Raw genomic sequence first — 13,646 nt, forward strand, 5'->3', positions numbered from 1 at the left:
GATCCGATTTCACGTGATAGCTAGGCGGCGCCCGCCCGAAGGCAAGCGCCTGTCGTGTCGCTCAGTTGGAGGCGACCTGATAGGACTGGGGCAGACCGGCGTATTCTTCGATCGCGCCTTCCAGCCAGGCGTCATAGGCCTCCTGGCTCACCACTTTCACGGTGATCGGCATATAGGCGTGGTCCTTGCCGCAGAGTTCGGAGCACTGACCAAAGTAGATGCCTTCCTTGTCAGCCTTGAACCACAGTTCGGCCAGACGACCCGGAACCGCATCCTGCTTCACACCAAAGGCCGGGATGGTCCAGGAGTGGATCACGTCCGCGCCGGTCACCTGCATCACGACGGTCTTGCCAACTGGAACAACAACGGCGGTGTCGGTGGCCAGCAGATACTCGTCTTCGGCATAGCCGTTGGCAGCCAGATCTTCCTTGGCGAGCATGAAGCTTTCAAAGCCGAACTCGTGGTCGACATATTCATAACCCCAGTACCACTGGTAGCCGGTCACCTTGATGGTGATGTCACCCTCGGGGATTTCCTGCTGGCGGAACAGTTCCGGCAGCGAGAAGGACCCGATGAAGACCAGGATCAGGATCGGCACAACGGTCCAGGCGATTTCAATCGGCGTGTTGTGGGTGAACTGCGCCGCATTCGGGTTGGCGCGACGGTTAAAGCGCAAGATCGCATAGAGCAGCAGCCCGCCAACGAACACACAAACAGCGGTGATGATCACCAGAATCATGTAATCCAGAGAATGGATGCCTTCGGCAAGCTCGGTCGCCGCGGGCTGGAAGCCGAGGCCGCCGTCAACCGGCTTGCCAATGGTTTCCAGACCGTCTTGCGCGATAGCTGGAAGGCTCGAGAGGCCCGAAAAAAGGCCTGAAAGCATCAAAGCGTTCTTCATGTCATGTCCTGATCAGTTGATCGGTTGATCGAGTTATTCCTGCGCCGACGTCCTATGTCGGAAGTTTGATTCCACAAAACGCGCCGGACCCGTTGTCTTTGACGCTGCTAAAAATCATATTCCATCGTGCAGTTAAAGAGGAATGCTCGCGTCAAAGCGTCGCTTTCTTGATTTAGATCAAAAAAACCGAGGTCAAACCATGGATACCGCAGCCTTCCGCCCGTTTGAAACCACCCTGCCCGAGGACGAGGCCCTGGGGGTGCTGCGTCAGGCACTCGCGGGGGCCGATGATGGCGAGATTTTCGTCGAACGGCGCAAGTCGGAGGCGCTGGTGTTCGACGATGGGCGGCTGCGCAACGCCAGCTATGACGCTGCCGAGGGGTTCGGACTGCGCGCCGTCAATGGCGAGGTGGCCGGTTATGCCCATTCCACCGATGTCTCGATCTCCGGTCTGAAGCGCGCGGCCGAGACCGCACGGCTCGCCGTGGGCGATGGCGGCGGCACCATGGCCCCGCCGCCGGTGCGCACCAACACCAGACTTTATACTGAGGATGATCCGATTGGCGCCATGCCCTTTGCCGTAAAGGTAGAGACGCTGCGCGAGATCGACGCCTTTGCCCGCGATCAGGACTCGCGCGTGGTGCAGGTCTCTGCCGCGCTGGCGGCTTCGCTTCAGGAGGTGGAGATCCTGCGCGCCGATGGCACCCGGGTGCGGGACGTCCGCCCAATGACCCGGCTCAATGTCTCGGTGATCGTGGAACAGGACGGTCGACGCGAAAGCGGCTCTGCCGGTGGCGGTGGCCGCGTCGGGCTGGATGGTCTGGTCGCGCCCGCAGACTGGCAGGCCAAGGTCCGCGAGGCGCTGCGTATTGCCTGCGTGAACCTTGAGGCGGTGCCCGCCCCGGCCGGGGAAATGGATGTGGTGCTTGGCCCCGGCTGGCCCGGTATTCTCCTGCATGAGGCCATCGGCCATGGGCTGGAAGGCGATTTCAACCGCAAGGGTTCTTCGGCCTTCGCAGGTCTGATGGGCCAGCAGATCGCGGCAAAGGGCGTGACCGTGTTGGATGACGGCACCATCCCGGACCGACGCGGCTCCATCACCATTGATGACGAAGGCACCCCCAGCCAGAAAACCACCCTGATCGAGGACGGCAAGCTGGTCGGCTTTATGCAGGACCGACAGAACGCCCGGCTGATGGGGGTGGAGAGCACCGGCAACGGGCGCCGTCAGAGCTATGCCCATGCGCCGATGCCACGGATGACCAACACCTATATGCTGGGCGGCGATGCCAACCCGGACGATCTGGTGGCCTCCATCAAGGATGGCATCTGGGCAGTCGGCTTTGGCGGCGGTCAGGTGGACATCACCAATGGCAAATTTGTCTTCTCCTGCACCGAGGCCTACCGGGTGAAGGACGGCAAGGTCGGCGCACCGGTGAAGGGGGCAACCCTGATCGGCGATGGCGCCACGGCCCTGAACAAGATCCGCGCGCTTGGCAATGACATGGCGCTGGACCCCGGCATGGGCAATTGCGGCAAGCAGGGGCAATGGGTGCCGGTCGGCGTGGGGCAACCCACGGTCCTGATGGGCGGGCTGACCGTTGGCGGTTCCGCCACCTGACCTCATCCCCCCATACGCATCAGACCTAAGATCAGAATCGCCGCCGTGTCGCTAACCAGCCGACTCGGCGGCATTTTTCGTTGATTTTACGATTTGCAGCGGCCTCACAGCGGCCCTGCAAGGCCCCCCGCAGCACGGTCAAACGCCCAAAGGTTGCGAAATTTTACTTGCAGTAGAACGTGTTAGAATTGAGTTTTTTAAAAATATTGCCTTTAATTCTCTATGTTCATCACCTGTTAACCACTCAAGAGCTAATCATAGTCTTGCAACAAGGCGGAGCGCAGGATGACCGAAGAAGCACATTCTTCCACTCACCCCCCACTCCCACCCACCACGGAAGATATTCGGATTTCCTGGCTCCGCCTGTTGCGCTCAAGACGTGTTGGCGCGGTGACGTTTCACCGTCTCCTCGCGAAATATGGGTCAGCGCAGAACGCGCTATCCGCGTTGCCTGAAATGGCACGCGCCGCTGGCATTAAAGGGTATGAAACATGCTCTGTCGATGCGGCACTCGCCGAAATCAAGGCCGCAGAAGCCGCCAATGCGCGGCTTTTGTGCTTTGGTGAGGCCAATTATCCCTCACATCTGGCCGCGCTGCGCGACGCCCCGCCGCTGCTCTGGGCTGTTGGCGATCCGGCCCTGCTGCACCAGCCCACCATCGCCATCGTCGGCGCCCGCAATGCCTCCTCCCTGGGGGTACGCATGGCCCGCGCGCTGGCACGGGACCTGGGCGAAGCGGGCTATTGCATCATCTCCGGGCTGGCCCGCGGGATCGACACCGCCGCGCATATGGCGGCCCTGCGCACCGGCACCTGCGCGGTGATGGCAGGTGGTGTTGATGTCATCTACCCGACCGAAAACACCCGCCTCGCCGGGGATATTGCCGAACAGGGGCTGATGATCTCCGAACACCCGCCGGGCATGTCACCGAAAGCCCGGCATTTTCCGGCCCGCAACCGCATTATCGCAGGGGCGGCGCAGGCCGTGGTGGTGGTCGAGGGGGCCGCCAAATCCGGCTCTTTGATCACCGCGCGCGATGCGCTGGATCTGGGCCGTGATGTGCTGGCCGTGCCCGGCCATCCGTTTGATGCCCGCGCGGCTGGCTGCAACATGCTGATCCGCGACGGCGCCCAGCTGGTGCGCAACGCGCAGGACGTGATCGAGGCGCTGCCGCCAATGGATCTGTCGCACCGTGTGGTGGCGGAACTGTCGGATCGCCCGGTGCCACCGCCGGAGGCCGCCGCCAGCGCCCGCCTCGCCGAACTGCCGCCACCACCGAAGGAGCGGCGCAATCTGCGCGACACCGCAGCGCTGCACCAACAGATCCTCGACCGGCTCGGCCCCGCCCCGACGGCGGAGGATCAACTGGTCCGCGATCTGGCGATCCCCTCGCGTGATTTGGCACCGGCGCTCACCGATCTGGAGCTGTCCGGCGCCGTGGCCCGCGCGGCGGGCGGAATGCTGGTTCGCAGTGATTTCGATGCGACGTCAGACAGCACGGCCACGCCCAAGCCCCAGCGCTGATTGACGCATCAGCCCCCGGTCATTCGATGCCGGATTGACAATCTCCCCTTGCACCCCACATGTTGCCCCGCCATAGAGCGCCCGCAGCCCGTCCCATAGAGGTTTTCGAATTTATGCCCGTTGTTGTTGTAGAATCCCCAGCTAAAGCCAAGACAATCAACAAGTATCTTGGCTCAGACTACACGGTTCTGGCCTCATACGGACATGTGCGCGACCTGCCTGCAAAGAATGGATCGGTCGAACCGGACGATGATTTTGCGATGACCTGGGAGGTTGGCGCCGACAGCCGCAAACACATCAAGGCCATCGCCGACGCGCTGAAAGACGACAACGCCCTGATCCTCGCGACCGACCCCGATCGCGAAGGCGAGGCGATCAGCTGGCACCTGCAGGAAGCGCTGACCAAGCGCCGCTCGATCAAGAAGGACACCGCCGTCAGCCGCGTCACCTTCAATGCGATCACCAAGGAAGCCGTCGCCGAGGCGATGAAGAACCCCCGTCAGGTGGATATGCCGCTGGTCGAGGCCTATCTGGCGCGGCGCGCGCTGGACTATCTTGTCGGCTTCAACCTGTCGCCGGTGCTATGGCGCAAGCTGCCCGGTGCCCGCTCTGCCGGGCGCGTGCAGTCGGTCTGCCTGCGCCTGATCGTTGAGCGCGAGCTGGAAATCGAAGCCTTCAACCCGCAGGAATACTGGTCGGTAAAGGCGAGCCTTTCAACGCCGCGCGGCCAGGAATTCGAAGCCCGTCTGACGGTTCTGGGCGGCGACAAGCTGGACAAATACAGCCTGGCCAATTCCACCGCCGCCGAACTCGCCGTTCAGGCAGTTGCCAGCCGCGAGATGGTGGTGCAGTCGGTCGAGGCTAAACCCGCCTCCCGCAACCCCTCCGCGCCTTTCATGACCTCGACCCTGCAACAGGAAGCCAGCCGCAAATTCGGCATGGGCGCCAAGCAGTGCATGAATGCAGCACAGCGTCTCTATGAGGCAGGCTACATTACATATATGCGAACCGACGGCATCGACATGGCGCCCGAGGCCGTGCAGGAGGCCCGCGCCGAAATCGCCAAACGCTACGGCGCCGAATATGTGCCGTCATCGCCGCGCATCTACAAGAACAAGGCCAAGAACGCGCAGGAAGCGCATGAATGTATCCGCCCCACCGAGATGGGCCGCGATGCCAAGAGCCTGAAGGTCTCCGAAGATGATCAGCGCAAGCTTTATGACCTGATCTGGAAGCGGACCCTCGCCTGCCAGATGGAAGGCGCACGTCTCGAACGGACCACGGTTGATATCGGCTCCAAGGACGCGCAGGTGGTGCTGCGTGCCACCGGTCAGGTGATGCTGTTTGACGGGTTCCTGCGGGTCTATGAAGAGGGCCGCGACGATGTCGTGGACGAAGACGACAAGCGCCTGCCCCAGATCATGCAGGGCGAGGCGCTGAAGTTCGCGCCCACGCTGGGGCCACAGGCGGAAAAGGCCGATACCGGTGCCGCCATCCTCTCCGACAGCAAATCCGTGCTGGGCCTGCAACACCACACCCAGCCACCGCCGCGCTTCACCGAGGCAACATTGGTCAAACGCATGGAAGAGCTGGGGATCGGGCGCCCCTCCACCTATGCCTCTGTCATCACCACGATTCAGGACCGCGAATATGTCCGCAAGGACAAGAACCGCCTGTTCCCCGAAGACAAGGGCCGGATTGTCACCATCTTCCTGCTGAATTTCTTCCGCACCTATGTCGGCTATGAATTCACCGCCAATCTGGAAGGCGAGCTGGATGACGTCAGCGCCGGCCAGCGCGATTACAAGGATATTCTGGGCAAATTCTGGCGCGATTTCTCGGCAGCCATTGCCGAAACCTCAGATCTGCGCATCACCGAGGTGCTGGATGTGCTGGACGCAGCACTTGCGCCGCAGCTTTATCCCCCGCGCGAGGATGGCGGCGATCCGCGTATCTGCCCCAAATGCGGCGCGGGCCAGCTGCACCTCAAGACCTCGCGCACCGGCGGTTTTGTCGGCTGCGGCAATTATCCCGAATGCAACTACACCCGCCCGATCTCCGGCGAGGGTGCAGAAGGCTATGAGCGGATCCTGGGCGAAGACGACGGTGATGAGATCCACCTGAAATCCGGCCGCTTCGGGCCTTATGTGCAGCGCGGCGAGGCGACGCCCGAGAACAAGAAGCCGCCGCGTTCGTCGCTGCCCAAACAGGGGCGCGACTTCCTGCCGGGCTGGGGCCCGAATGAGATCGGGCTGGAACAGGCGGTGACCCTGCTGACCCTGCCCCGCGAGGTTGGTCAACATCCCGAAGGCGGCGTGATTCAGGCCAATCTGGGCCGCTTTGGCCCCTATATCGCGCATCAGAAACCGGATGAGGACAAGCCGGTCTATGTCAATCTCAAGGAGACACTCGATGTGTTTGAGATCGGCATGAACCGCGCGGTTGAAATGCTGGCGGAAAAGCGCGCCAACCCCGGTCGCGGCCGTCGCGCCGCAGCCAAGGCGCTGAAGGAGCTTGGCGAGCACCCGGAAAGCGGCGGTGCCATCAGCATCATGGACGGGCGCTACGGGCCATATGTCAAATGGGAGAAGGTCAATGCGACCCTCCCGAAGGATGTCGAGCCCAAGGATGTGACGGTCGAGATGGCGCTGCAGCTGATCAGCGAGAAGGCCGGCAAATCCGGTGCCAAGAAAAAGGCTCCGGCCAAGAAAGCGGCGGCAAAGAAGACCCCCGCGAAGAAAACCACGACCAAAAAGACCACCAAGAAGAAAGCCGCCGAAGCCAGCAGCGACGAAGGCTGATCCTTTCCGCCGGTGCCGGGATCGGGATCCTGTGGCAGCCGCCCGACCATTGTTGCGGCGGCCATCAGCGCCCCCGGTCGGCCCGGTCTGGTGCCGAGGCCCGATCGCAGCTGCTCCCGCCCGGTCAGCCCCGTCTGACGACGGACCTCGACCCGTTGGGCATAGCGCCGCTGGCGCGGCGCCCGGGGGCATGCAGCCGCAGGCGTCGGCAGCGCCGGGCGGCCCGTGGCGCGGGCCGCTCCGTAGAAATACCTGTCTTTCTCCGTATCGTTGACTCTGCCTGCGGCGGAGGTCAGAACTTTGCCAACCTGGCTGATGATCAAGGGAGATGGATATGAAGAAGGTTTATTCCAACGCTGCCGAAGCGCTGGACGGTGTTCTGCACGATGGCATGTTCATCGCCGCAGGCGGGTTCGGGCTCTGCGGTATTCCGGAACTGCTGTTGCAGGCGATCAAGGATGCGGGCACCAAGGATCTGACCTTTGCCTCCAACAACGCCGGCGTCGATGATTTCGGCATTGGCATCCTGTTGCAGACCCGACAGGTGAAAAAGATGATCTCCTCCTACGTCGGGGAAAACGCCGAATTCATGCGCCAGTATCTCAGCGGCGAGCTGGAGCTGGAGTTCAACCCGCAAGGCACGCTGGCCGAACGTATGCGCGCCGGCGGCGCGGGCATCCCCGGTTTCTTCACCAAGACCGGCGTCGGCACCGTGATTGCCGAGGGCAAGCTGGAGAAGCAGTTCCCCACCGGCCCCGATGGCGCGATGGAGGATTACATCATGGAGGAAGGCATCTTTGCCGACCTCGCCATCGTCAAGGCCTGGAAGGCGGATGAGACCGGCAACCTGGTGTTCCGCAAGACCGCGCGCAACTTCAACGCGCCCGCCGCCACCTGCGGCAAGATCTGCGTGGCCGAGGTTGAGGAAATCGTCCCCACCGGCAGCCTTGACCCGGATTCGATCCACCTGCCCGGCATCTATGTGCACCGCATCATTCAGGGCGATCACGAGAAACGCATCGAACAGCGCACCACGCGCCCGGCAGCAAAGTAAGGAGACCGCGACATGGCATGGGACCGCAATCAAATGGCCGCCCGCGCGGCACAGGAGCTGCAGGACGGCTGGTATGTGAACCTCGGCATCGGCATTCCGACGCTGGTCAGCAACCACATCCCCGAAGGCGTCAACGTGACGCTGCAATCGGAAAACGGCATGTTGGGCATGGGCCCCTTCCCGGTTGAGGGCGAGGAGGACGCCGACCTGATCAACGCCGGCAAGCAGACCATCACCGAACTGCCGCAGACCGCCTATTTCGACTCGGCACAGAGCTTTGCGATGATCCGTGGCGGCAAAATCGCCATGGCGATCCTTGGTGCGATGGAAGTGGCCGAAAACGGCGATCTGGCGAACTGGATGATCCCCGGCAAGCTGGTGAAGGGCATGGGCGGCGCGATGGATCTGGTCGCAGGCGTCGGCCGTGTGGTGGTGGTGATGGACCACACCAACAAACATGGCGACAGCAAGGTTCTGAAAGCATGTACCCTGCCGCTGACCGGCAAGAGCGTGGTCGACCGCATCATCACCAATCTCGGCGTGCTGGATGTGGTCGAGGGTGGCCTGAAGATCGTCGAGACCGCCGAGGGCGTTAGCGAGGAAGAGCTGCGCGCCGCCACCGAGGCGACCATCGTCAACTGATCGCCGCAAAGCTGGTTCCAAAGCATATAGAATGAGACGGCCCGCCAGTTCCGCTGGCGGGCCGTCTGGTTTCAGACGCCGGCTGGCGCTTCTGTGGTGCCCGCCTCCGGGCCTTCGCGCGGCCGCAGCGACGACCACAGCGGCAGCTCCACAGGGTTCAGCAGCTCATACATATGAACTCGCGTGTCATGCCAGTTGACGCTCATCTCGCGGCCATCTTCAAACACCATGACACAATAGGCCTCCCCCTGCGGATCGCAGCTGTCCCGCCCCAGCAGGGTGACGATGACCGGGTCGACCAGATGACGTTTGAACAGGACTTGCGCCTTGACGGTCTTGCCCGACAGATGCAGCGCCCCGGCAAGTAGCGCCACTGCCACCAGAATATGCCCAAAGCCGGACAGATGTCCGAGCGGATTGGCCTGCGCCAACCCCGGACCAAAGGCGACAAAGACCAGCCGCCCGAAAAAACCGACAAATGCGATGGTGCCGAACATCATGATATTACCCGTCACAACATGCGAGCCCGCGGCCAAAGCCGTCGGATCAATCCCTAAATCCAATGCCTGTCTCCGAAATAACTCAAGGTAGAATACAGGCGCGATAAATCAGCCAATTCGGGCGAAAAAATGATCCCATCGGCAGAGCGCGAATATTTTTCGATAAATTGATCCTGACCTGCGCAGAGTTTGGCGGAATCGGATCCGGCTAGTTCATCCGGCGAAAGACACAGCCGTCGGTGATCAGCTCCGGCGGCGTCATGCAAAGCCCCCGCGCCACCTGAAAGGCCGCCAGCACCTTGGGCACGTAATCGCGCGTCTCGGCATAGGGCGGCACCCCGGCATGGCTGCGCACAGCGCCCTCGCCCGCGTTATATCCCGCCAGAACCAGAATCGGATCGCGGTTGAATTCGCCCATCAGCCAGTTCAGGTATTTCACTCCGCCCGCGATATTCTCTGCGCTGTCCAGCGCGTCGCCAACGCCGAAACGTGCGGCGGTGTCCGGCATCAGCTGCATCAGCCCCTGCGCGCCGACGCGGCTGACCGCGTCGGACCGGCCTGCCGATTCCACCGCGATCACCGCCAGGACCAGCGCGGGCGACACATCCGTGCCGACACTGGCCGTCAGGATCTGCACTCCCCGCGCGCTGGCAATGTCCTGCATCAACTGCAACCGGGGGGCGGCAACCGGGGTGTCGCCATCCAGCGCCCGCAGCGCCTTGGCCAGCCGCCCCGGCCCGCTGTCCTCCAGCCTGTCTGAGATGTCCTGCCAGAAACCGGTGTAGCGCCCGCTGTCCGCAGCAGCAGCCGGAACCGCGCCGCCACTGGCAGGCGCCGCAACCGGTGCGGCAGGCGGATCAATCTGGATGGTAATCCGCTGCTTGGTTCCCGGTTTCGGCGGGCGCACGCGTTTGGCCTCAAACTCAGGAAAGGGCGCCGGGGTCACCTTGCCCGGCTCCTGCGACCGGGCAGGCGTCGCGCTGCCAGCCCAGAGCACCGCCAGAATCACCAGCGTCGCCACATTGCCACAGATGACTGCGCTGCCCGCGACTGGCAGGCCCGACAACTGGCTCATGCCCTGCCGCTGAGCCGCAATAAGACGGACCAGACGGCGGCGAATGGACTGAAGAAGACTCATGGGGCTGCTCTGCCTCTCCTTTTTCGCAGATGAGACTCGCCGAAGCCCCGGCAAAAATCCAGTTTTGCGCCTCAGATTCTGGCAGATTTGCCATATTTACCAAGATCTGCCGCCTCGAAGCCACGGGTATTGACAAGAGGTAAAATTAATAAGCGTGAAAATTCAATGTCTTACCAGAATACTCGGCAAAAAGTTAAAGTAGGGCAAATGAGTCCGCGTTTCAGCCCAAATCCTGCCACGCTCCGCTGGCTATATAGCTTCACACCAAGTCGAACAGAGCCGAGCAGGAGAGAGCAGGCTCACAACGGACGGCAAGGTCGAAACACACTTTTAGATCCTTTGGAGGGACGTACCATGATCAAATTCATCAAAAACTTCCGTAAAGACGACTCTGGCGCCGTGACCGTTGACTGGGTTGTTCTGACCGCCGCTGTGGCCGCTCTGGCAGGTGTTGTTTACACCTCGATCGAAAACGGCGCGTCGAACCTGACCTCGGCAACCGGCTCCTACCTGGGCACCAAAGGTCCGTCCGACTCCTAAGTCGCTTATGACCTGACGAGTTTGAGGGCCGCGCCTTTTGCCTAAGGCGCGGCCCTTTGCCCAAGGAACCTTCGGCTTACGAGGTCCATTATGAACAGGTTCAAGCATTTCATTGCCAAAGACGACGGCGCAGTCACCGTTGACTGGGTGGTTCTGACCGCTGCGATTGTCGGATTGGTCGTTCTGATCGCCGCCTCCATGGAGGATGGCGCATTGGGGCTGGCCGATCTGCTGGCCGCCTATATGACCAACTGGTCGTTCAGCTGATCCGGTAGTGGCCGAGGCAACTCGGCAGCCAGACAGAGATTTAAGGTGCGCCAGGCGCGCAACAGGACAGAACGTCCGCCTTAGGCAACGGTTTGACCGACCCAGGCGCCGGTATTGCGTCTGCAATGCCGGCCGCAACTGATGAGAGGTACCACCATGCGTGCAGTATTCGGACTTGTCCTCATTGTCGGAGTCGCCCTCGCCGGGGGGGCTGTGATGATGGCCAAGAACTATATCAGCGCTTACCAGAACGAACTCGCCCGTGAGCGCGCCTCGCGGGGGGAAAACATCCCATTGGTCGATATCTTTGTCGCCAATGACCAGCTGAAGTACGGCGAGCGACTGACCAAGGAACATATCCGCTCCGTTCGCTGGCCCGAAAACGCGATTCCCGAAGGCGCCTTCCTGACCATGGATGCGCTGTTCCCGCCGCAATACCCCGATGATCATCGCGTGGTGCTGCGCCGCATGGAAAAGGATGAGGCGATTCTGGCCGTCAAAGTCACCAAACCCGGTGAGGACGCAGGCATCACCTCGCGCCTGTCCAAGGGGATGCGCGCCTTTGCCATCCGCGTCGATGTCTCCTCCGGCGTGTCCGGCTTCCTGCGTCCCGGTGACCGTGTCGATGTCTACTGGACCGGATCGCTCAATGATCAGGCCGGTGGCCGCAATGGTGAATTCACCCGTCTGATCCAGACCAATATCGAACTGATTGCCGTGGATCAGACTGCAGGTGGCGATCTGGATGGTGCCGTGATTGCCCGCACCGTCACAGCCGCTGTCCGCCCCGAGCAGGTTGCGGCCCTCGCCCAGGCCCAGTCCACCGGCCGTCTGTCGCTCTCCCTTGTGGGGGCTGGTGACGACACGGTTGCATCGGTGATCGAGGTTGATCAGCGCAGCCTGCTGGGGCTCAGCGCCATCGAAGCGCCGCAGCAGGCCGAGCAGGAAAAAGTCTGCACCATCCGCACCCGTCGCGGCGCCGAGGTGGTAGAGATCCCGATTCCCTGCACCAACTGATCAGCACCGCGCCTTTCCTGCAAAGGTTTCAGATAGATAACAGATCGAACGTCGCCCCCTTCGGGGCGGCGTTTTTATGTGATTGTTGCTGTCACCCCACAGGTCAGCCACGGTCGCTGCATCCCGGAAGCCTTTGATTCTTGCAAAAATTCGCCGATACGCGCAGAGTGTCCCAAACAATGGGCAATAAGACCCTGTATTGAGGCGTGATCGGAAAGGCAGGTCACATGGCTTTTAGACGGTATGTAGCGGCGGCCCTCACCGGGCTCGCGCTGGTGTGTTTCCCGGTTGCGGATGCGGCCTGGGGCAATGGCCTGCGCGTGGTCAAAAAGGGTACGGCGGCCAATCTTGAGGTGCCGATGAACCGGGCGGTCGTGGTCGAAAGCGATGTGCCCTTCTCCGAGCTCAGCATCGCCAATCCCAGCATCGCCGATATCTCCTCGCTTTCGGATCGCACAATCTACGTGCTGGGCAAGGCGCCGGGTCTAACCACGCTGACCCTGCTCGATGCCTCCGGTCGTCTGATCACCAATGTCGACGTGCGCGTTGCCGCGGATGTCAGCGAATTCAAGGAGCGGCTGCGGCAGATCCTGCCCGGCGAGCGGATCGAGGTCCGTACCGCCAATGACGGTATTGTCCTGTCCGGCGTTGTCTCCAGCTCGTCGCGATTGCAGCGGGCGCTTGATCTGGCCGAACGCTACGCCCCGGAACGGGTCAGCAACCTGATGTCGGTGGGCGGTGTCCAGCAGGTCATGCTGAAGGTCCGTTTTGCCGAGATGCAGCGCACCGTCTCGAAGTCGCTCAGCGCCTCGCTTGGCGTGAAGGGCGGCAACAGCGTCGGCGTCAATGGCGGCACCAGCACACTCAACACCCAGGGCGCGCTGACCAACAGCCTGTCCGGCAATATCCCTGCGGGCAACGACAACACCGGTGCCTTTGTCTTTGGCTTCAACGCCGGGGCCTTTCAGGTGAACCTGCTGCTGGAGGCGCTGGAACAGAAAGGTGTCGTGCGCACCCTGGCTGAGCCGAACCTGTCGGCCCTGTCCGGGCAGGAAGCCAAGTTCCTCGCCGGGGGGGAATACCCCATTCCCGTCGCACAGGAAGACGGCATTATTACGATTGAATTCAAACCCTTCGGGATCGAGCTGAACTTCGTTCCGCGGGTGGTGGACGCCGATGTCATCAACCTTGAAATGAAGGCCGCCGTCTCCGCTATTGATCCCACCAACTCGATTGAGCTGAACGGGCTGAATATCGCCGCCTTCTCGCGGCGCGAAACCTCCACCACGGTGGAGCTGCGCGACGGCGAGAGCTTTGCGATTGCCGGCCTGATCCGTGATGAGTTCCGCGACAACTCTTCGCAGCTGCCATGGATTGGCGACGTGCCGGTCCTCGGCTCGCTGTTCCGCAGCGCCAACTACCAGCGCGCGCAGACTGAACTGGTGATCATTGTCAGCGCCCATCTGGTTACGCCGACACGGGGCGAGGCGCTGAGCCTGCCCACCGATCGGATCCGCCCACCCAGCGAAAGCGAGCTGTTCCTGATGGGCCGCGTGGCCAAGGGACAAAAAGGCCCCGCCAGCGAGGTCGCCAAGCAGGACTTCAACGGCTCTTACGGCTATGTGATGGATTGAGCAGAGG

General features: G+C 62.0%; 12 protein-coding genes. 9 read left to right on the forward strand and 3 right to left on the reverse strand.

Features of this window, described 5'->3' with window-relative positions; translation table 11 throughout:
- Window positions 1–61: 61 nt before the first annotated feature.
- Complete coding sequence (coxB, locus tag VWZ81_RS17340) at window positions 62–901, reverse strand: cytochrome c oxidase subunit II (RefSeq protein ID WP_416534684.1); 840 nt, start codon at window positions 899–901, stop codon at window positions 62–64.
- A gap of 199 nt (window positions 902–1,100) precedes the next feature.
- On the opposite strand from coxB, the gene tldD reads away from it, so the two are divergent.
- The 5 genes from tldD (at window position 1,101) to VWZ81_RS17365 (ending at window position 8,543) form a co-directional block, all read left to right on the forward strand.
- Complete coding sequence (gene tldD / locus VWZ81_RS17345) at window positions 1,101–2,522, forward strand: metalloprotease TldD (RefSeq protein ID WP_340544652.1); 1,422 nt, start codon at window positions 1,101–1,103, stop codon at window positions 2,520–2,522.
- Between the two features lie 285 nt (window positions 2,523–2,807).
- A complete protein-coding gene (dprA, locus tag VWZ81_RS17350; protein ID WP_416542499.1) occupies window positions 2,808–4,046 on the forward strand; it encodes a DNA-processing protein DprA in 1,239 nt (412 codons plus the stop codon).
- Between the two features lie 113 nt (window positions 4,047–4,159).
- Window positions 4,160–6,847 carry a type I DNA topoisomerase gene (gene topA / locus VWZ81_RS17355; RefSeq protein WP_416542500.1) on the forward strand — a complete coding sequence of 896 codons (2,688 nt, stop codon included), beginning with the start codon at window positions 4,160–4,162 and terminating at the stop codon, window positions 6,845–6,847.
- Window positions 6,848–7,181: 334 nt separating this feature from the next.
- The gene (locus tag VWZ81_RS17360; protein WP_340544649.1) at window positions 7,182–7,901 is read left to right on the forward strand and encodes a CoA transferase subunit A; all 720 of its coding nucleotides are present in this window, start codon (window positions 7,182–7,184) and stop codon (window positions 7,899–7,901) included.
- 12 nt (window positions 7,902–7,913) lie between these two features.
- The gene (locus VWZ81_RS17365; protein WP_416542501.1) at window positions 7,914–8,543 is read left to right on the forward strand and encodes a 3-oxoacid CoA-transferase subunit B; all 630 of its coding nucleotides are present in this window, start codon (window positions 7,914–7,916) and stop codon (window positions 8,541–8,543) included.
- A gap of 71 nt (window positions 8,544–8,614) precedes the next feature.
- On the opposite strand, the gene VWZ81_RS17370 is transcribed toward VWZ81_RS17365, so the two are convergent.
- Together VWZ81_RS17370 and VWZ81_RS17375 are read right to left on the reverse strand one after the other, a co-directional pair.
- Window positions 8,615–9,106, reverse strand: coding sequence for a hypothetical protein (locus VWZ81_RS17370; protein WP_416542502.1), 492 nt, complete (start codon window positions 9,104–9,106; stop codon window positions 8,615–8,617).
- Between the two features lie 145 nt (window positions 9,107–9,251).
- Entirely contained in the window at window positions 9,252–10,181 is a 930-nt protein-coding gene (locus VWZ81_RS17375) for a lytic transglycosylase domain-containing protein (protein WP_416542503.1), read from the reverse strand.
- A 354-nt stretch (window positions 10,182–10,535) separates the two neighbouring features.
- Between VWZ81_RS17375 and VWZ81_RS17380 the strand changes: the two genes are divergently transcribed.
- The 4 genes from VWZ81_RS17380 to VWZ81_RS17395 all read left to right on the forward strand — a co-directional run bounded on the left by VWZ81_RS17380 (window position 10,536) and on the right by VWZ81_RS17395 (window position 13,639).
- Complete coding sequence (locus tag VWZ81_RS17380) at window positions 10,536–10,721, forward strand: hypothetical protein (RefSeq protein ID WP_014873714.1); 186 nt, start codon at window positions 10,536–10,538, stop codon at window positions 10,719–10,721.
- Between the two features lie 90 nt (window positions 10,722–10,811).
- Window positions 10,812–10,988 (forward strand): hypothetical protein, encoded by a 177-nt coding sequence (locus tag VWZ81_RS17385; RefSeq protein ID WP_340544635.1) that lies wholly within the window; start codon window positions 10,812–10,814, stop codon window positions 10,986–10,988.
- 156 nt (window positions 10,989–11,144) lie between these two features.
- Entirely contained in the window at window positions 11,145–12,005 is an 861-nt protein-coding gene (gene cpaB, locus VWZ81_RS17390) for a Flp pilus assembly protein CpaB (protein ID WP_340544634.1), read from the forward strand.
- Between the two features lie 227 nt (window positions 12,006–12,232).
- Window positions 12,233–13,639, forward strand: a complete 1,407-nt coding sequence (locus tag VWZ81_RS17395) for a type II and III secretion system protein family protein (RefSeq protein WP_340544633.1) — start codon at window positions 12,233–12,235, stop codon at window positions 13,637–13,639.
- Window positions 13,640–13,646: the final 7 nt, after the last annotated feature.

Origin of the sequence: Phaeobacter sp. JH20_34 (assembly GCF_048056095.1) — a bacterium.
GTDB lineage: Bacteria > Pseudomonadota > Alphaproteobacteria > Rhodobacterales > Rhodobacteraceae > Phaeobacter > Phaeobacter bryozoorum.